The organism is Paenibacillus liaoningensis (genome assembly GCF_059609455.1).
This window is the reverse complement of record NZ_JCAALU010000014.1, coordinates 1-19268: the sequence shown is the minus strand read 5'-3', so window position 1 is coordinate 19268 and position 19268 is coordinate 1. Positions and strand designations below refer to the sequence as shown.

Genomic DNA, 19268 nt, shown 5'->3' with positions numbered 1-19268 from the left:
GGCTTCCCGCTTCGAGTAAGCGCTTACTCGAAAATGAATCCACCAGTACCCAGCGGTTGATCTTGCCTTTAGTTTAGCGTGAATAGCACTTCAGCAGAGAGTGACAGCTGTTTCAGCTCGAGAGAAAGTCGTTTGGGATATTTGCACGAAATTCCCCCTGCAGTGAACCAAATTCTTACCTTTTCCTACCTGGCCTGCCGACAAAATAAAAAACCACATGGCGTTTTACACTCCCATGTGGCTTGAAAATTTTAAAAACAATATTTTTGCAAGGCGTGGTACACACCATCCTCATTATTTGACAACGTAATATCGTCTGCCAAAAGCTTTAACTCTTCCGGAGAATTATCCATCGCGATACCAAGCCCAGCAGATTCTAGCATCGTTATATCATTATAGTAGTTTCCAATCGCTAAAATTTCCTCTTTCTTTATCCCCCTCAGCTCGGCTAAGTTTTTCAAGGCATTACCCTTATCAGCTTGAATATTCAAAACATCTATAAAGGTATCCGCCGATCTTGTAATATTGAGCTCCTGGCTCAACAGGCTTAAATCAATTTGCAATTGATTTAATTGCTCACTTGTACCGATACAAGTGAATTTTATTAACGGATCTGCCAGACGATCAAATTGCGGGAGCGTTCTAGGATGAATATAAAAACTGGCGTATATATCGCCTATTTCTTTACTCATCTGCTCTACTTTATCTACATAAAGATCAAACGGCGTATTAATATCAAAATGAATTTGGTGTTTTCGGCAATAGCTCATAAAGCTTTCAAGCTGCGGGGCATTTATCGCATATTGATTAATAATTTGATTACTTCCAAAATCAATCGTAATCGCTCCATTGAACGTGATGCCCACACCATTTATGCCAATGATGTCCGTATAAAATTTTGTGCTTGTCGGCCCTCTGCCGGTACATAATACGACTTCTGAGCCTGACGAGGAAAGCTCCTTAATGATGTTTATACTTTTTTCAGAAATCATATGATGATCATTTAATAAGGTGCCGTCCATATCAATTGCGATTAACTTATACATGGCTGAAAAATTCCCTCCAGTTAGTCCTTATTTCCATTGTGCACATCTCTGGCTTGCCAATGCGCCCTCGAGCTTCCATTTGCGCTTGACTATTATATATAAAAATTTCATAAATTTCCACTATTATTAAATCAGCCTGCATACTTCTCCTTTACCTCCGTCTTGGAGGGGATGCTGCCTGAATCCACTTGTTTTCTTAAAGCGAAAAAGCCAATCAAAGCGATAAACACGGAACATGCAGCAAACACATACATATAATTCCCGCCGTAATTTTGCTGAACCGCACCGCCTATGGACCCTCCCAAAATGCCTGATACGCCTAAAAAAATCATAGCCAGCAGCGATTGGGATGTTGTTCTAAATGCTTTAGGCACCACTAAAACCATATAATTTACGGCTGATGCCCAAAATAGGCTGTAGGTTATCGCTTGAAACAACTGCAACGCTAAAATGATATAAGGCTCGGTCGTATACACATAACAAACCCATCGAATGATATAAAATAAAGACGCCACAATGATCAACTTTAAGGGATGGAACCTTTTCAATAGTTTAGCCGACATATAAAAACCTATGATCTCGCTCAAGCCAATGATGGCCCAAGCCCATGAAATCATAGAATCACTTGCGCCGATTTCTTTAAAGTATATGGAGAATAAAGCATCATTCATTCGGTGGGGCACCGCTAAAAACAATAAAAAAATCAAAAAGACAAATATTTTTTTATTGCCTATTAACTGTACGAGGTCTTTCCAATGAAATCGGCTGCTCTCCTGTCCGTCTACTTCATTTAAATTAAATAATATAACGATGGCGGCAAGCCAAATAGGAAAATAGATTTTAATTAATGCGTCTAATCCTCCGATACGTTCAAAATAAGCGCCAAGAAATACAGCGACCATACAAAAGCCGATAGAGCCCCACAATCGGATCGTACTGTATGTACTTTTGAATTTTTCAGCCATTTTCACAGTCAGCGTATCTACCAATGGAATGGCGGAAAGGAAAAACATAAATAAAGAAACGACAAAAACAACCGACAACAGCTTGCTGCTTATATAAAACAAACCAACTGCACTTATTCCTGTCAAGCCCCATAAAAGCAATAAAATCCGTTTTACTGCATGCCATTTATCACTAATGTAACCTACAATGGGCTGAAGAAAAATTGCAAAGAAAGGGCCTACCATAAGCAGCAGCCCAATTTGAGCGATGCTAAAGCCTCTCTCTGAAAGCAGTAACGGAAGATAAGGAAGCAAAATTGCGAAGGTCGAAAAAACTAAAAAATTTAAAGCTTTAATTTGCATCATTACTCTACCCATTGTCAACCTCTATCCTATGCTAGTTTGTCTTACTGCACAAGCGCAAACGGCTTTGCCGTCCTCTGGCGGCAAAGCTTTCGTTTCGAGAGTGGAATATAGAGAAAGGATAACGAAATGATATACTTTCCTATATTTAAAAAAAAGAAGCCAATTTTAGGCTGAAATGACTTCTTTTCATTTAATTCCTTATTTCCCATACACATTTAGATATTCCTTAATTTTTGTCACATGCTGCTCTTTATCGGCAGCATCGGACATGTAGGCTACAACATCTGTTATACGAGCTACGACGTATATGTTCACATTATAGGCTTTGCTTGCTTCCTCCAATGCGGATAATGCCGTTTCGGAGCCTTTTTCTTCTCTATCCAACGCAACTAGAAATGCCGTTAATTGGCCTCCCTCGCTTTCGATGAGCTGCTTCGTCTCTTTAATCGTTCTGCCTGATGTAAGCACATCATCGACCGCAAGAATTTTTTTGCCAGCAAGGGATGCGCCAATGATATTTCCGCCCTCGCCGTATTGCTTCTGCAGCTTGCGATTGAAGGCGAAACCAACATTAATGGCATCGTTATTATGCAAGGCCAGTGCTGTAGTTAACGCTATCGGTATACCTTTGTAGGCGGGCCCAAAAATAATATCGAATGGTATCTGTTCCTTCACAATCGTATCTGCATAGAAGCTTCCCAGCCGCGCTAACATCGCAGAATCATTGAAGGAACCAAAATTAAAAAAGTATGGGCTTAATCTTCCCGATTTCAATGTGAATTCACCAAATTTAATGATGCCATCATCGACTATAAACTTTGCAAATTCCTTACTAATATCTCGCAGCTCATTCACCTTCCATCTCTAAATTAACGTTTAGGATAAAACATTCGATTTCATTTGTAATGAATCAAACGTTTTATTTTGAATCGTTTGCTGCAGCTCAGAGCGATCAAGCAGCGTTATATTTTTTTCAACAAGCCATTCGTCATCGTAAAACTGGTCCAAATAATTGATGCCCGTATCCGGGATAATCGCAACAGCAGCTTGTGAATCACTATTATTCAGCCAAGCCAAAGCCGCTACTACCGTCAAGCCGCCAGATCCCCCTATTAAAATACCATGATGTCGAGCAAGCAAACGACACATCGATATCGCTTCCTGGTCGCTGGCAATGCACACCTGATCCAACACTGAAATATCTGTATTATCGCTTCTCCAGCTTAGTCCTACACCATTAATCAAATAAGGAGAAAATTTTTCTCGGAACACAGCCGAACCCGCTACATCGCAAGCAACAATTTTCACATCCGGCCGCTGCTCTTTCACATATTTCCCAATTCCGCACAGATGCCCGCCTGTGCTGACTGCGCCAATAATAGAATCTACCGGCAAATCCACGATTTCCAATGCGGTCGTTTGAGAATGATATTGCGGATTTTGCGGATTATCATATTGGTTTGTCCAGTAAGCATTAGGAAATTGTTGAAGCAGCTCCTGAACCCGGTTCAGCCTCGCTCGTTGAAAGCCGCCATCCGCTGCTGGTGAAGTGACCATGCTGATTTCTGCCCCATAAGCCTGGTACCACCTAAGCAAGCTTTCGCTTACTTTTGGATCAACAACAATAATGACCCGAAACCCATACACAGCCCCTAGCATAGCCAGAGATTTCCCAAGATTGCCTGAGGTAGATTCTACTAATATACTGTCATGATTTAATTTTCCTGAAGCAAGAGCCGATTTCACTAAGCCAAGAGCCGTTCGATCCTTGATGCTAAAATTGGGATTAAAATAATCCAGCTTTAAATATAGTCTTTTGCCCTTAGGAACTAAATCATCAGCTAGAGCTAGAACCGGCGTATTTCCGATGCATTCCGTAATATTGTTATATATCATTGCGTCACCCCACAATTTTAATTAAGCTATCACCCGTAGTCAGTATTTTATTGCCGCTCTGCAGCACGACGATAGGATCTTCTACATGCAAGGCTCCAAGACCAAATTCATAATAAGGGGTCTCTATGGAAAGAACCATTCCTTCTTCAATAACATCATCGCTTGCTGGGGATAAAATAGGCAGTTCGTACGGCTCTAGGCCAATTCCGTGTCCAACATGATGCCTTCTATAGCTTTCAAAGCCTGCTTCATGAACAGCATTCATCGTCAGATGGAACACATCCTTGCCCTTCATCCCCGGCTTAACCCTTTTTATCGCCTCTTGCTGCCCTTTATGCAGCGCATTATATTTCAAGTATTCGGCTTTAAGCTCCTTGTAGGCGAAAACTCTGGCAATATCCGCCCAATAACCATCACATACAATGTCGCAATCAAACCATAAAATATCTCCTGGCATTAGACGGTTGTCAGCACTAGGCTTTCTTTGGCCGCCGACGGCATGTCTGCCCACTTTAATCATCGGCAATGTAGCTACAGCACCTTGCTCTGCAATCGAGCATGAAAAAATTTTGACAATTTCCTGTTCATTAATGCCCTCATATAGCTGATCAATAACGGTTTTAATCGCTTTCTCGATACAAATAGACGAATAAGCAAGCGCCTCTATTTCAAAGCTCGTTTTAACCGCCCTAACGCTTCGGATCACCGCCGAGCTTTCAACCCATTCAACCTGAGGGAGCTTGCTTTTAATCATCGACAAGCGGCTTCCTCTCATGCCATCCTCATCAATCCCTACTCGTTCACTCGCGAGATTAAGCTTATGGATTAACGCAACAAGACCTTCTTCGGCATTTACATTTCCATTGTCATGATTTGATAAATCGTTCAAACGCTGCTCGTCTTCCGTTAATGGGGTGTCTGCTCCATATTCCCGATAAAAGGTACCATAGGTTATGACTTCCCCAATGGGGACTCTCGCATCTAAAATCTGGTCAATTTCACCAACGGAATGCACAATATGAACCTTATCGGGAGCACAGCTTGTAATGACTGCGAAGCATTGTCCAAAATAAGGGTTCAACGTTTTGACTACAGGCTCAAATCCTGTAAAATATTTTATATTTTCTTTGGTAGCCGCAACAATGGCCGACAGATTATGCTCTTTCATTTTTGATAATAATCGCTCCGTATTAAACAGCATCATTCACCTCATGTTTTATTCGAACTCTAATTGCTCAACCAGCTTAATAACGGCAGGGGCAAGCAAGCTATTATCGCTTGAGTCCACCCAATCCACTTCACTAATTTCCGAACACGGCACGATATGTCCAGCCCAGGTTGCTGTATAACAGATGAGCTCAACGTTGGCATCCTCTTTATAGGCAGGCCCTATTACCGTTGTCAAATGTTGAATGCTTTCCCTCTGAACTTCTATATTCAGCTCTTCTTTCAATTCCCTTACTAGAGCTTCCTGCGGGTCCTCTCCTGGCTCTATTTTCCCACCGGGCAAATACCACAGCTCATTATCCCTAACCCTAACGAGAAGCAGCTTGTTTTTATCCTGTTTTACAAGGCAGGCACAGCTAATCATTGTCATGCAGCAGCACCCTATCTACCATGTTGATCATGTTTTGCTTGTCATAATTTATAAAATGTCCTGCGGCAATTCTCATCGGGTCCCCGGCATGAAAAAATTCATAGACTAACTGTCTTTGCCCAAAGCCATCACCGGATGCATCCCAAGCGAGATTTAATAATTTAGTCCGGGATAACGCATCCGTCTCACCTGTAGTAAGCGCACTCCCCAAGTCGCTTAAATCCGAATTAAGAAAATCCTCATAATGCGGGGTAGACAACATGGAACCAGCGGCAAGAGATTGCAAGGTTTTAACCATCGTTTCATACATTTTCGGAAAATTATAGCGAATCGCCTGAATCGCGCTAATGCTTGGCGTTATAACTCCTTCCTCACTTATCGTTGCCTCTGCCTCACTCCATGCGATGCTCGCTTTTACAAGCTCAACATAGGAGGTTAGCTCTCCTAACTTTTCTTGAATATTAATAAATCCATCAAGCTTCAGCATCTTCGCCAGTTGAATGGAAATGCCTGTGAGGAGCTCCGCTTTAGATAAACCTCGCACAATACCTTGATGCCCCGTATGGTTTCTAGCGAAGGTTTTATCGTAGAATAAATTTGATTTAGCAACATCTCTAAACACGAACACCTTGTCCCAAGGAATAAATACTTCATTTAAAATCAAATAAGCATCAATTTCATCAAAAGCGTTAGCTAGTGGGTGATCAAAGGAATGATAGGCTGGATTCACCATCGGTTTTCGGCAAATAATTTTCACGCCTGGGTAATCGATTGGCAAAGCAAAAGAAACCGCGTAGTCCTCGTCACCCGGCTTTAACCCTGGCATATTAAAAATGAGCAATTCATCTGCAATTGGCGCCAAGGTTACGATCATTTTTGCCCCAGTAACGACGATTCCTTTTTGATCATGGCTTACGATTCTCACGGCCGCATATTCATTGATTTGGGAGCCAAGAGGCAAAGAACGATCAATTTGCGGATTAATAGCCCCATGCCCTACAAATAAGTTATTCTCTTTCACATATTGATAGTAAGCTCTCATATTTTCCGAGAAATTAGCAAACGGATTGCTTCCCAGCTGCTTAGAATGAGCATATAACGTAGCTAAAGCGGCATTGATAAAATCTGGCGTTCTGCCCAACATCCCAAAGGAAATATCCGCTACAGCCTTGTAGGATTTTCTTTTCCGCTGCAAATCCTCGATTGTTGAAGGGACTAGCAGACTAATTGCGGCATTGTGGCTGCCATCGTTAAAACAATGAATATCTGATTGTTCTTCCTGCAAATCATAATACTTTTCAATACAACCAATCGCACCTCCAAAAGCCGGGTTTGTCGCTACATCCACTTGAATCCCGTTTAAATAAACAGAATTTCTCCCTTTCATTCTTTTCAAATAGGCACTTTTAGCTGAAAATTCATAGGTTTGCACGTTGTTCAACACCTCTTACATTATTTTTTACCATAAAAATCTTGATAATTAGTTTATAAAAAATCTAAATTAAACATAAAATAAAAAATAGATAATTATAGCAAATTACATATGTAATGGTAATTTAATTTTATGAAAAAGTCTGTCGAAATTAGCTGTCGAATATAGACTTTTTTTGTCGTAATTAGCTTTGAAAATGGTTTAAAACGATAAAAAGCAGCCGCTCCCGTAATGGAAACTGCTGCTTTTTATCTATTTATCGCGAAAACTAAAGCCATTCTATATGTCATGTAAGCGTTTTATTATTTGTAAATATACGACATTTATATTGATGGTACAGAAAAACTTTCCTGTATATAACAGCAGATCTTCCCGTCAGAGCAGGATGCGGTTTCCGCAAAAAAATAGCAGGACAAAGAACGTTTGCTGCGTTCTTTATCCTGCCGGAACTGCTTATGAATGATACTTGATAGATTTAGCCCTTGAGCTGCTTATACTTCTCTGCGTATTTGCTAACGCTCTGAATGAATGTCGCATGCGACCAAGTGAGCGGTGCGACAGAGAGCGGGCTGCCGTCGAACGGATTCAGCTGCTCTGCCAGCAATCCGCTGGATAAAGCATGATCCACGACCCATTGCAGCGTCTGCTTCGGCCCTTCCAGATCATCCAGCTTCTGTGCAGAAGCAATTTGGTAATTGGCGACCCATAGCGTGCAGATAATCCACGGATTGCCCGGAATTTTATCAATATCGCCGGTTTGCTGGAAATAATAATCGTTCGTATACCGTGCATGTCCGCCGACGTCGGTCTGGATTTTCAACCCATCTCTGATCGCATTCATCGTCCGAACAACTTTATCATCATCGACCGGCAGCACGCCAAATTCCCAAATGCCGAATACGCTGCTCTCCAGCGTCATATCCTTCACCCAGCCATTGTCCTTCTGAATAAGCCCTCGCGCGAACCGTCCGCTTTCCTCATCCCACAGCTGTGTCAGCATGCCGTTCTTAAACGTCTGGGCTGTATTCCGGTAATGGTCGCTGCGCTCATAATCGCCGAACAGCTCGGTGAAGAAGGCTGCCGCCATTAAGCCGCCATATACAGAAGCGACGGTATAGGTCCAGATGCCATAACGCTCTTCCCACAGGTCATAGCTCGGTTTAGGCAGCGACAGCTCAGGCTCTATATAGCTGCTAAGAAAGGTAGCTGCCTTGCGAATCAAGTTGCTGTACAAGGACTGAGGCAGCTCAATGACTTGATTGCGCAAATAATCCTGCCATAACGCGAACAGGACGAGCGCCGTCTCGTCTTCCTGAATCGGAAGCCGCTGGCTGCCCTGTACGATATACGGATGCCAGCTGGAGCCGACCGTTCCATCCGGATTGTATTTGTGATACAAATAGCCATCTGGCGCAAGCGCTGCTGCGCAAAAATTGAAAAATGGCGCAATAACGCTCTGGTAGCCGGCAAGCGACATCGATTCGGCGATTAATGCGCCGTCACGCGGCCACATGTAGCTGTAATGGTCACGATTGTATTGCAATATATCCGTATCATTCGCCGCCAAAATCGCGCCGCGCTCATCTACCTGCGTGCGCACGATGAGCAGGCTGTGACGGAACATGCGGCTGATGCTCTCATTTAAATCGCCCAAATCGCTCTCGGCTCTTCTCAGCCAATGATTCCAATAGATGACGACGCGGCTAAGCAGCTTTTCTGGGCTATTATCAAGGACGTATTGATTAAGCTCCTTGACCTCCTCCAGGTTTTTGCCAATCGACATCCAATAATAAAACGTTTTTTCGCCGTCCCCCGGCACATTGGCACTGAGGCCAATCGTACTGTCTACGGAGCCTTGGGCAATCGTATTGCCCATTAGCACGCCATCCTCTGCATCACGCCAGGTGCCTTCCGCAGAGTGGAACCGTTTGATTCCCGTCGAATATTGCATCAAGCCGCCTTCATCGCTTGAGCCGCTGAACATAAAATAGTTCGAGCGCTTGTAATGAAACAGCGTATTATTTTCCGGGTAATACGCAGCTGTATCGCCTACCTCCGAGCCATCGATCATCAAATCCTGATGAAAAAACAGCCTTGCCTCGCGGCCATCATTGCGTAAATTTCGTACGACGACCCGCTTAATATAAATGCATTCGCGCTGATGAATACCGTCATTCATCTGCAGCTCAACACCAAGCCCAGCATGTCTGGCTATGATGTTCGTAACGAGCGAATCGTCAATATACCCAAGCTCAATGTTCCACTCGGGTTCATCCAGCCAGGAGAAGACGCCGCCAATCCAAATGCCGAAGCGGCAATAGTGGCCGCCCACATGATTGAGCTGTCCCACATAAGGATAATAAATATCGCGGATGTAACAGGTTTGATCCAAATTCACTAACAGCTTGCCATTGCCAATTATAAGGTGACGGGGCATGGTTTGTTCTCCTCTCGCTGTAACAAAAGTTGATGATATACGGCTACGTAGGCTTTGGCCGAGCGATTCCAGCTATAGTTCTCCTTGGAGACATTGTCTATAATTTGCTTCCAAGCCTCTGGATTCCGGTATACGCGCAGCGCTCTGCTAACCGTACTCCAATATTCATCGGCATCATAGCCCACAAAGCTGAAGCCATTTCCTTCACCAGTATATTCATCAAAAGACTGGACGGTATCCTTTAATCCCCCGGTTTCCCTAACGATCGGGACAGCACGGTAGCGCAGCGCAAGAAGCTGGCTAATTCCGCAAGGCTCGAAGCGTGAAGGCAGCAAATATAAATCAGCTCCTGCGTAGATGCGGCGAGCGAGCCTCTCGTTATAGCCAAGCTTTACCGCAATTTTGTCAGGATAACGCAGCGCAAACTGCTGCAGCAGCTGCTCATAATGCCACTCGCCCGAACCAAGAATGACGAGCTGGATATCCTCCTGCAGCAGCTGTTCAAGCCTTGCCGTGATGAGGTCCAGCCCTTTCTGCTCTACAAGCCGGTTGACCATGCCAATGAGCGGAATTTCCTCCGATTCCGGCAGTCTGAGCTCCTGCTGCAAATCGAGCTTGTTTTTCCGTTTTCGGCTAATTGAATTCCGGTATGGCGTATGCAGCGAGGAATCCTTCATCGGATCATAGGACTCATCATCAATCCCGTTTACAATGCCCAAAAGATCGCCTTCGCGATGCCGCAGCAGCTTCTCCAGACGCTCGCCATATTCACTGCCCTTGATTTCTTCCGCATAAGTATGGCTGACTGTTGTCAGCTTATCTGCGTACACGAGGCCACCCTTCAAACAGCTGGCTGCGCCATGAAATTCCAGCCCATCCGGGCCAAAAGCTTCATCGCCCGCTCCCGTTAAATCCTGAAGCTGCTTGATGCCCAGTACGCCCTGATATTTCAGATTATGGATAGTGAAAACGGTGCGGATATGTGCCCATTGTGCCGCATATTGCGTCTTGAGCAGAAACGGAATGAGCGCGGTCTGCCAATCATGGCAATGGATGACATCCGGAAGCACATCAATAAAGCTTAGCGCCTCCAGCACAGCAAAGCTAAAAAACACAAAGCGCTCAGGATCGTCTCCATATCCATATAACCCTCTGCGCTTAAAATAAAACTCATTGTCGATCAAATAATAGCAAACGCCTTCGATTTCTCCACGGAATAGCCCGCAATATTGATTGCGCCAGCTAAAGGAAACGTTGAAGGAAGCGATTTGTTCGAAATATTCCAAATATTCTGCTGGAATGTCCTCGTATTTTGGTAAAATAACGCTTGTGCCGATTTGACGTTTAACCAATGCTTTGGGAAGAGCGCCTGCAACGTCGCCCAAGCCGCCGGTTTTTGCGAGTGGCGCGGCCTCCGAAGTTGCAAACAAAATATTCATTTTTTTCTCCTCCTGTTTCGCTCAAAAATGGAGCTGGCAGAGGCTGCGACACGCTGCAGAAAAGTCCCAGCTTAGCACCCAGCCTCATACCTGCCTATTTCCTTTAAGTTAGATCGTCTTGCGCTTGCCTGCCAGGAAGGGCAGCTTCTCCGCTCCTCTTATATCCCGGTTGCAATCGACTCGTACATCCTTATCCAAAATGCTATGCTGAATCAGGCTATTTTCGCCAATGATGCCATTTTGCATAATGATGCTATTGCGAATGACTGCCCCTTTGCCAATATGGACACCCCGGAACAAAATGCTGTTCTCCACGGTCCCTTCAATGCGGCAGCCATTGGCGATTAATGAATTATTAACTTTGGAAGATTCCAAATACCGCGCCGGTGGCTCATCCTTAACCTTCGTAAAGATCGTGCCTGGCTGGAAAAACAGCTCCTTCCATACTTCAGGGCAAAGCAGATTCATGCTATTGGTAAAATAGCTTTCAAGCGTATTGACTACGCCCAAATAACCATCGTATAAATGTCCATAAACCCGCAGCTTGTTCAAGCGGGAGAATATCGCATGGCGTACGAGATGATCCTGCCCTTGGGCGAGCGAGGTTTCTACGATTTCCATGAGCAAATCCTTCTTCATCACATACATTTCCATCGAGGAAATATCGCTCAGCATGCGCCCATAGTTTTCCTGAATCGATGTAATTCGGCCATCGCTGCTCATCTTGACCTTGCGCGCCTTGCCGGCCAAATCATGCTGCTTCTTGCACACGATTGTAATATCCGCCCCGCGTGCCTCATGCTCATCAATAATCGGATTAAAATCAATATTGCAAACCATATGGCTGCGCGTAATGACAACATACTCCGTCGTTGAGCGGTTGAAATAATCGCGATTTTGATAAAAATGGTATAAATCGCCGCGGCTGATTTCCTGCAAATCATCCGTAGCTGGCGGCAAAATAAACAACCCGCTCTGACGATTGTTCAAATCCCAATATTTACCTGATCCAAGATGATCCATAAGTGAGCGATACTTCGTATGCGCAAACACCGCTACCTTGTTAATGCCAGAGTTCACCATGCTGGACAAAATAAAATCAATGAGCCTGTAGCGTGCTCCAAACGGCACGGTCGCAAGGCAGCGGCTTTGCGTTAAATGCTCCAACTCGTCCGACTCGTGTATTAAATTGATAACGCCCATTATCCGGTTGCTCATGATGGCTCCACCTCCAGCAATACGTGATCATTCGCAACGAACTGTCCAACAGCTACGACGGTAATCGCATCATCCTCCGGATCGCCAATCTGCACGCCGTCTTCGATTACAGCGCCTTCGCCGATAATTGCCCGATAAACGCGTGCCCCTTCGCCAATTCGCACATTCGGCATAATGACGGACTCGCTCACCTCACTGTCCTTCTCCATCTGTACGCCATAGAAGAGAACGGAACGATCTACCCGCCCTTCCACAACGCAGCCCTCCGTCACCATAGATGATTTCACCTCGGCGCCCGCCGCTACGTATTGTGCCGGCCGATTGGGATTGACAGAATAGATGCGCCAATCTTGATCCGATAGATCTAGCGAAGGCTCCTCTGCGAGCAAATCCATATTCGCCTCCCATAGGCTTTCAATCGTGCCGACATCCTTCCAGTAGCCGCGGAACGAATAAGCGCTGACGATGAGGCCATCCCGCATCATAGCCGGAATAACGTCTTTGCCAAAATCATTGCTGGACTGGCGGTTCGCTTCGTCATAAATCAAATACTTTTGCAATACCGACCATGTAAAAATGTAGACACCCATCGAGGCGATATTGCTGGTCGGCTTCGCAGGCTTTTCCTCAAATGCAGTTATACGGTCTTCATCATCGACATGCATGACACCGAAGCGGCTGGCTTCCTTCCAATCTACTTCTATACCTGCTATCGTTACATCCGCCCCGCACCGCTTATGATGCTGAAGCATCAGATCGTAGTCCATCGTATAAATATGATCGCCGGAAATGACCAAGACATAGCTTGGATTATATCGCTCAATAAACTCCATATTCTGGTAGATTGCGTTGGCCGTGCCCTTGTACCAGACGCCGCCCTTCTGTTTCACATGCGGAGGAAGAATAGCCATGCCGCCATCGCTGCGATCCAGACCCCAAGGCGTTCCAATGCCCAAATAACGATTGAGCTCAAACGGCTGATACTGCGTCAATACACCTACTGTATCGATACCTGAATGCGTGCAATTGCTTAATGTAAAATCAATAATCCGATATTTCCCGCCGAAATAAACGGCAGGCTTGGCCAAATCCTTCGTCAGCACTCCAAGACGTTTTCCTTCACCCCCTGCAAGCAGCATTGCCAACATTTCTTTACGAGCCATGGACACCAACTCCTTATTCATGAGTGTCCCCCAGAACCTAGATGAGAGAGCAAGGCGATAGCGGGGGAAAATGTGATGAGATGCAACATTTGCAGCCGTGCCCAGCAATCGTATCGCTGACGAAATAAGGTTATCCCTTATCCCCGAGTCCCGGGTTTATATGACTTGTCGTCTATGAAAGAGCGGTTGCAACCCGGCTCTGGCACTCCGATTTGATAGTTGGAGCAGCATTTTGGAGTAGTTGGCTTTAACAACAAACCCTTGCCACATCATAATTAGGATATGACAGATTGTCCGGCAATATGAATATATGCCAGAATAGAACTGGAAGAGAGCTTCCGTCCGTGAGCAGACAAACTATGGAGCTAAAGTGAATAGGAAGCAAAGAGCTGCTTAACTGTGATAAATTCGTATGCGAGAGTTCTACATTTGCGGTGGCCTTGCCATTGAGTGAAATAAAGCTGTAGTGGGGATAATCATCCTGTTATTTGGAAAGCTGCGATTGACAAGGTCTGCTCCTTCCTTTTAAATTGGACAAAAGCGACGGTTGCCTGATTATTTGTGAGGTAAATGGGGCCAATGGCCCCATCTTGCAGCTAGTTATATTATACATCTTTCATAGCCAAATGAAACCTTAAATTGCTGATTTACTGACTGATAGAAGATGAATATGTATTTATTTTATACTGTACGGGTTACGCGATGAATGTAATAATGTTTAGAGCAGTATCCCTTCGTACTCGCGCTTTTTGTACAGTTAATCCATTTACAGTTCGTTACAATTTTCGTTCTACGAGGCCGGATGGTGAGAGGGTCGCCATGACGCATAAGACGCTGATGGTGCATGGAGCATAATTCTCTGGCTTTGACGGGTTTGGTGCAGTTCTCAATGGTGCATTCATTATTCATGGTGTATCTCCTCCGGAATCAAGCCTTTTAAAATATTTCCCTATATATTGATTATTTTAACAAGGAAAGCGACAAGTTATAAAGCGCGCTGAGCGCCCAATAAGCAGCAATAATCGGACAGATAACCATCTATCCGCTAGCTATATGCCTGCTAGGCTTGCGAGTTTAATTAATTAAACACTAGACCAATGTGAAACGGTTGTCGCCGTCCTTGGGCGGCGCGGCGCGTTTCATTCCGAGAAATATAGAGAACGGATAGTATTAGGATATGCTTTCCTATATTTCAAGCGTAAACGGCTGTCTTTGTCCTCTGGCGGCAAAGCTACCGTTTTGTCATGAAATATAAAAATTTATTAGTGTGCAACTTATAAATTCTTATATTTTAAAAATACCTTACATACATGCCGCACTGCTGGCTCAAAGGAGCGAAAACGATTGACGGTTTTTGAAAGAGTGTTTCAAATGATGGACAGTCCTGCTGCTATTATCCGATCTGTAAAGCATTATGGCTTCTTCATGGATGTCAATGAAGCTTTCATTCGCCTAACAGGTCTGGAATATGAATCTTTGATAGACAAGCCGGTAGGCGAGCTGGTAGAGAACTGGTCGCTCAAGCATTTCAAGACCAGCACAAAACGAGAAGGACTGCTCCACACCTGCAAGCCGGGAGGAACGCCCGTCATGGTCGAGCATAACAACCTGAATATGCTTAACGAAGAGCGCCAGGCATTATCACTCATTATACTGACTGATTTGAGCTCCCATCATTGGATTGAACGACAATTCGAGACGAATACGGTGCTGTTTAGCGGCATTCTCGACGCCAATTATCAGGTGCAGTTTTTGAAAGACCCCTTCCCCGCCTATTTGATAGCCGACGGCCATTTGAATGGAGAATCTTTTCTGGAAATTGTGGCCGAAAGCGAGCATATGCGCCTGCTACATATTTTGGAGGAAACGCGAAAATTCAAAAAAACAAACCATATTACTGTAAAAACAACCAAAGTCAATGGCGTAGAGCTTGAAGTAAAGATTACATTCACACCCATCTTTGACGGGTTTGGACGAATTAAGGAATACGCCTTCATCGTGCTTGATTTGCAGCCTATTAACACGCATGAGTATATTGATTCCAGCATGCGGCTGAAAATTTGGATGGCAAAACGCGACATAAGCGCAGGCCAGCTTGCAGCTGCCACCGGTATTTCCATCCAGACGATTTCCAAGCTGCGCAATGGAAAAATAAAAATGCCCCAGCGGCTTACGGCTGAACTGATTGCCTCCGAGCTGAAGGTGGACTGCTTAGAGATTTGGCAAAAAATACGCAAATAAGGGATGGTCCCCTTCAGGACCATCCCTTATTTATATACTATTTGTTATTAAGCGGTTCGGCTAGCTGCGCTTTGTCCAGAAAGCTTGTCGGCTCGCCCATGTAATACAGGTGCAGCTCATGCATCGCTCGCGTACAGGCCGTATAAAACAGCTTGCGCTCGTCCTCCCGTCCATAGACTAAGCTTGAAGCATTATACAAAATGACAGCGTCAAACTCCACGCCTTTAGCCAAATAGGAAGGAATAACGACAACCCCCTGCTCGAACGTCGACGTTTCTTTAGCAATTAAGTTTATATCTGGAACGATGGCGGACAAAGCTTCAAAAGCCTGCCTGCTTTCCTCCGCTGTCTTGCCAATAACGGCAATCGAGCTATTGCCTTGTTTCTTGAGCGCCTCGATACGCTGGGCAATTTGCTTCGTCAGCTCTTCCTCGCCAGCAATAGCGGTAATCGTTGGCCATGGACCGCTGCGGTTGAACGGAATAATCCGCTCCCCGCCCGCAATAAAGCTGCTAGTAAATTCAGAAATTTGGCGGGTTGAGCGATAGCTCCTCTCCAATACGACGCGCTCGGTTTCCTGCTCCTCATACATGCCCGACAAGGCATGAAAGCTGTCGCCGACTACAGCATGGGCGAAAATCGACTGGTTCAAATCGCCAAGCGCCGTAATTTTGCTGCTCGGGAATATTTTCTTTAAATAATGGAATTGGAACGGCGAATAATCCTGCGCTTCATCGACGAACAAATGCTTAACCGACGTATTCGTCTGGAAGCCCTCAAGCAGCTCCTTCAAATATAAATAAGGCGTGGCATCCTCATAAAATAATTCCTTACGCGCCAGCTTCTCCGCCGTGCCTTCGCAGATTGCAGCCCAAAGCTGCGGATATTCGCCCTCATGCTCGTTTGTTTCATGAAACAGCTGGCGATACACCTCCGGCATATCCAGAAACTTAAGCCGTTTTACCCGGCTGCGCAGGCGCTTAAAGCGCTCCTGTACAATGATTGCCGCCAGACGGTCGCTCTCCCGCTTATGGTCATCGAAGGAATTTTGCGTAAATCCTTCCTTATCCAGCAGCTCGCTGTAAACTGTATTATACGTTTCGTTATCGAGCAGCTCCATCTCTTCTTCTACCCAGCGCTTGCCCCGCTCCTCGCGCCCGAGGCGGGTCAGCTCCTTGAGCAGCCACTCGGCGGTCATGCGCAGACGGTTCGGAATCGGATGAGAACGATTTTGGCTGTAAAAATGCTCGTGTATTGCCTCGGCTGTAATTAACGTGCGGCCGCGGAACTTCATCGCCCGAAAGCGCAATCCCTTCTCGCCAAGTGAAGCGGCATACCGATCAATCAGCCCAATAAAAGCAAGGCTTGATTTGTAGCGAATCCCTTCAATGCGTGCATCATATTCGCTGCCATGAGCGGCAGAGAGCGTATACTCCAATTGGGAGAATGGGTCCTCCAGATCAAAGGTTTGAACAAGGCGATGCTCCAAATACTGCTGATACGTCGTCTGCTGCATATTTTGCTCGCCGAGCTCCGGCAGTACGGTTGCGACGTAGCTGTTAAACATCGGATTTGGCGAAAAAAGGACGATTTGATCGGCATTCAATGTACCGCGATAGCGATAGAGCAAATAAGCTACCCGCTGCAAGGCAGCTGAAGTTTTACCGCTTCCCGCCGCTCCTTGAACGAGCAGCAGGCGAGCCCGCTCATTGCGGATAATTTGATTTTGCTCGCGCTGAATCGTCGCCACAATGCTTTTCATTTGCGAATCCGACTGCTTGCCTAGCACTGCTTGCAGTATTTCATCGCCAATCGTTACGCCCGTGTCGAACATGCCTTCAATTTCGCCCTGACGAATAATATACTGGCGCTTCAGCGTCATTTCTCCGGAAATTTGCCCACCTGGCGTCTCATATTTTGCAGGTCCCGGCGAATAATCGTAATAGAGGCCGGAAATAGGTGCACGCCAGTCATAAATTAAGTAGTTGGCTCCGCTTTCGTCGAGCAGGGAACCTACCCCCAAATAAATCGGCTCAATCGCCTCGCGGCTCTCGCCATCCTCTACAAAATCAATGCGGCCGAAATACGGCGACTGTGCCAGCTTCTTCAGCAGCCCCAGCTGCTCCATTGCCACGCGGCGCGTCCGTTCCCGTTCCGACAGCAATTCAGCCTGCTGCTTCAAGCTGGCATGCGTCTCCGCAGATTCGGCAGAATCCTCAAAGTTGACCGTTACGTCATCCCAGAAGTTTTTACGAATGTCTACAATGTCCTCGCGCAGATCTCCAGCCTGATCCTGCAAGCCGTCGATTTGCTCCTTGACCCACTTCGTTACCCGATTAACTCGCAGCTGTTCCTGTTCAAGCTCATAATTCGGCATCATAGGTCACGCTCCTTTATATATAAAAGTAGTACTTCCGCAATTGTATAAATAAGAAATAAACATTGCCCGTCTTAAAACAAGCGATTATAATGGCAAAGGCAGAAATATAATCATACATGCTGCATCGCAGCAAAGCAAGCCGCGGTTCGTAAACTCCCGCGTTATCAAAACTAGGAGGTTTTTTTCACATGTTCAACTTGTGGTTCGGCGTTCTTTTTATGCTCGCCCACTTCACGCTTTTTCTCATTTCCTACCGATTATTCGGCAAAGTCGGCATCTTTGCCTGGATTGGCATGGCGACCGTTGTCGCCAATATTCAAGTCGTCAAAACCGTTGATTTGCAATTCGGTACGCTGGCCATCGTTATTACGCTCGGCAATACGATGTATGGCACCATCTATTTGGCATCCGACCTGCTCAACGAGAAATATGGCGAAGCCGATGCCAAAAAAGCGGTCTGGTTCGGGTTCTTCACCTTAATCGCCTCAACCATTATTATGCAGATGGCGCTGCTGTTTAATCCAGCCGAGCCCGGTGTGGAGGCGCAAGCAGCGCTTCAGACCATATTCGGCATGCTGCCGCAAATTGCCCTTGGCAGCCTATGCGCCTATTTTGTCAGCCAATTTCTTGATGTGAAAATTTATTCGCTGCTCAAGCGGCTGTTTCCAGCCCGCAATCAGCTGTGGATACGCAATAACGGCAGTACGATTATTAGCCAATTCGTCGATTCGCTTATCTTTTGTACGATCGCCTTTGCAACTGAATATGAGTTCGATGTGTGGATGTCGATCTTCCTGTCCACCTATGTCATTAAGTTTCTGGTGTCCGTTTGCTCGACGCCGTTTCTATATGCAGCGCGCAGCTTCACGTTCAAGAAAGAATCGATTTAAGTCCGTAATGCAAGGTGAAACGGCTGTCGCCATCCTTTGGCGGCGCGGCGCGTTTCATTCCGAGAAATATAGAGAAAGGATTGCGCTAGGATATCCTTTCCTATATTTCAAGGTGAAACGGCTGTCGCCATCCTTTGGCGGCGCGGCGCGTTTCATTCCGAGAAATATAGAGAAAGGATTGCGCTAGGATATCCTTTCCTATATTTCAAGGTGAAACGG

14 protein-coding genes are annotated in these 19268 nt (G+C 45.5%); 2 read left to right on the top strand and 12 right to left on the bottom strand.

What is annotated here, in order from left to right; genetic code table 11:
* Positions 1-251: 251 nt before the first annotated feature.
* The 11 genes from AC6B99_RS21575 to AC6B99_RS21525 all read right to left on the bottom strand — a co-directional run bounded on the left by AC6B99_RS21575 (position 252) and on the right by AC6B99_RS21525 (position 13538).
* Positions 252-1046: a Cof-type HAD-IIB family hydrolase gene (locus AC6B99_RS21575; RefSeq protein WP_494858433.1), complete on the bottom strand. Its 795-nt coding sequence runs from the start codon at positions 1044-1046 to the stop codon at positions 252-254.
* Positions 1047-1177: 131 nt separating this feature from the next.
* Positions 1178-2368 (bottom strand): MFS transporter, encoded by a 1191-nt coding sequence (locus AC6B99_RS21570; protein ID WP_494858431.1) that lies wholly within the window; start codon positions 2366-2368, stop codon positions 1178-1180.
* Between the two features lie 186 nt (positions 2369-2554).
* A complete protein-coding gene (gene pyrE, locus AC6B99_RS21565; protein ID WP_496664215.1) occupies positions 2555-3211 on the bottom strand; it encodes an orotate phosphoribosyltransferase in 657 nt (218 codons plus the stop codon).
* Between the two features lie 21 nt (positions 3212-3232).
* On the bottom strand, positions 3233-4252 hold the full coding sequence (locus AC6B99_RS21560) for a cysteine synthase family protein (protein WP_056029233.1): 1020 nt from the start codon (positions 4250-4252) through the stop codon (positions 3233-3235).
* Positions 4253-4256: 4 nt separating this feature from the next.
* On the bottom strand, positions 4257-5453 hold the full coding sequence (locus tag AC6B99_RS21555; RefSeq protein ID WP_056029236.1) for a M24 family metallopeptidase: 1197 nt from the start codon (positions 5451-5453) through the stop codon (positions 4257-4259).
* A gap of 15 nt (positions 5454-5468) precedes the next feature.
* Positions 5469-5849, bottom strand: a complete 381-nt coding sequence (locus AC6B99_RS21550) for an NUDIX hydrolase (protein WP_056029242.1) — start codon at positions 5847-5849, stop codon at positions 5469-5471.
* Positions 5836-7281 carry a 4-hydroxyphenylacetate 3-hydroxylase family protein gene (locus tag AC6B99_RS21545; protein WP_496664214.1) on the bottom strand — a complete coding sequence of 482 codons (1446 nt, stop codon included), beginning with the start codon at positions 7279-7281 and terminating at the stop codon, positions 5836-5838. Before AC6B99_RS21545 ends, AC6B99_RS21550 begins: the two co-directional genes overlap by 14 nt.
* Before the next feature lie 475 nt (positions 7282-7756).
* A complete protein-coding gene (locus AC6B99_RS21540; RefSeq protein ID WP_496664213.1) occupies positions 7757-9718 on the bottom strand; it encodes a glycoside hydrolase family 15 protein in 1962 nt (653 codons plus the stop codon).
* Complete coding sequence (gene glgA / locus AC6B99_RS21535; protein ID WP_494858417.1) at positions 9700-11157, bottom strand: glycogen synthase GlgA; 1458 nt, start codon at positions 11155-11157, stop codon at positions 9700-9702. The genes AC6B99_RS21540 and glgA overlap by 19 nt, the downstream gene beginning before the upstream one ends.
* 108 nt (positions 11158-11265) lie before the next feature.
* Positions 11266-12375 carry a glucose-1-phosphate adenylyltransferase subunit GlgD gene (gene glgD / locus AC6B99_RS21530; protein ID WP_056029251.1) on the bottom strand — a complete coding sequence of 370 codons (1110 nt, stop codon included), beginning with the start codon at positions 12373-12375 and terminating at the stop codon, positions 11266-11268.
* On the bottom strand, positions 12372-13538 hold the full coding sequence (locus AC6B99_RS21525) for a glucose-1-phosphate adenylyltransferase (RefSeq protein WP_056032723.1): 1167 nt from the start codon (positions 13536-13538) through the stop codon (positions 12372-12374). The genes glgD and AC6B99_RS21525 overlap by 4 nt, the downstream gene beginning before the upstream one ends.
* Before the next feature lie 1344 nt (positions 13539-14882).
* Here AC6B99_RS21525 and AC6B99_RS21520 point away from each other — a divergent pair.
* Complete coding sequence (locus AC6B99_RS21520) at positions 14883-15779, top strand: PAS domain-containing protein (protein ID WP_056029254.1); 897 nt, start codon at positions 14883-14885, stop codon at positions 15777-15779.
* 37 nt (positions 15780-15816) lie between these two features.
* Here AC6B99_RS21520 and helD read toward each other — a convergent pair whose 3' ends face one another.
* The gene (gene helD, locus AC6B99_RS21515; RefSeq protein ID WP_496664290.1) at positions 15817-18156 is read right to left on the bottom strand and encodes an RNA polymerase recycling motor HelD; all 2340 of its coding nucleotides are present in this window, start codon (positions 18154-18156) and stop codon (positions 15817-15819) included.
* Between the two features lie 191 nt (positions 18157-18347).
* Here helD and AC6B99_RS21510 point away from each other — a divergent pair, with 191 nt between their 5' ends.
* Complete coding sequence (locus AC6B99_RS21510; RefSeq protein WP_099519731.1) at positions 18348-19049, top strand: queuosine precursor transporter; 702 nt, start codon at positions 18348-18350, stop codon at positions 19047-19049.
* The last annotated feature ends 219 nt before the right edge of the window (positions 19050-19268 follow it).

Coding starts and splice junctions, on each gene's coding strand:
- AC6B99_RS21550 (WP_056029242.1), bottom strand. CDS start 5,849: ATGACAATGATTAGCTGTGCCTGCCTTGTAAAACAGGATAAAAACAAG.
- glgD (WP_056029251.1), bottom strand. CDS start 12,375: ATGAGCAACCGGATAATGGGCGTTATCAATTTAATACACGAGTCGGAC.
- AC6B99_RS21540 (WP_496664213.1), bottom strand. CDS start 9,718: ATGCCCCGTCACCTTATAATTGGCAATGGCAAGCTGTTAGTGAATTTG.
- glgA (WP_494858417.1), bottom strand. CDS start 11,157: ATGAATATTTTGTTTGCAACTTCGGAGGCCGCGCCACTCGCAAAAACC.
- AC6B99_RS21575 (WP_494858433.1), bottom strand. CDS start 1,046: ATGTATAAGTTAATCGCAATTGATATGGACGGCACCTTATTAAATGAT.
- helD (WP_496664290.1), bottom strand. CDS start 18,156: ATGCCGAATTATGAGCTTGAACAGGAACAGCTGCGAGTTAATCGGGTA.
- AC6B99_RS21525 (WP_056032723.1), bottom strand. CDS start 13,538: ATGGCTCGTAAAGAAATGTTGGCAATGCTGCTTGCAGGGGGTGAAGGA.
- AC6B99_RS21510 (WP_099519731.1), top strand. CDS start 18,348: ATGTTCAACTTGTGGTTCGGCGTTCTTTTTATGCTCGCCCACTTCACG.
- AC6B99_RS21560 (WP_056029233.1), bottom strand. CDS start 4,252: ATGATATATAACAATATTACGGAATGCATCGGAAATACGCCGGTTCTA.
- AC6B99_RS21570 (WP_494858431.1), bottom strand. CDS start 2,368: ATGGGTAGAGTAATGATGCAAATTAAAGCTTTAAATTTTTTAGTTTTT.
- AC6B99_RS21555 (WP_056029236.1), bottom strand. CDS start 5,453: ATGCTGTTTAATACGGAGCGATTATTATCAAAAATGAAAGAGCATAAT.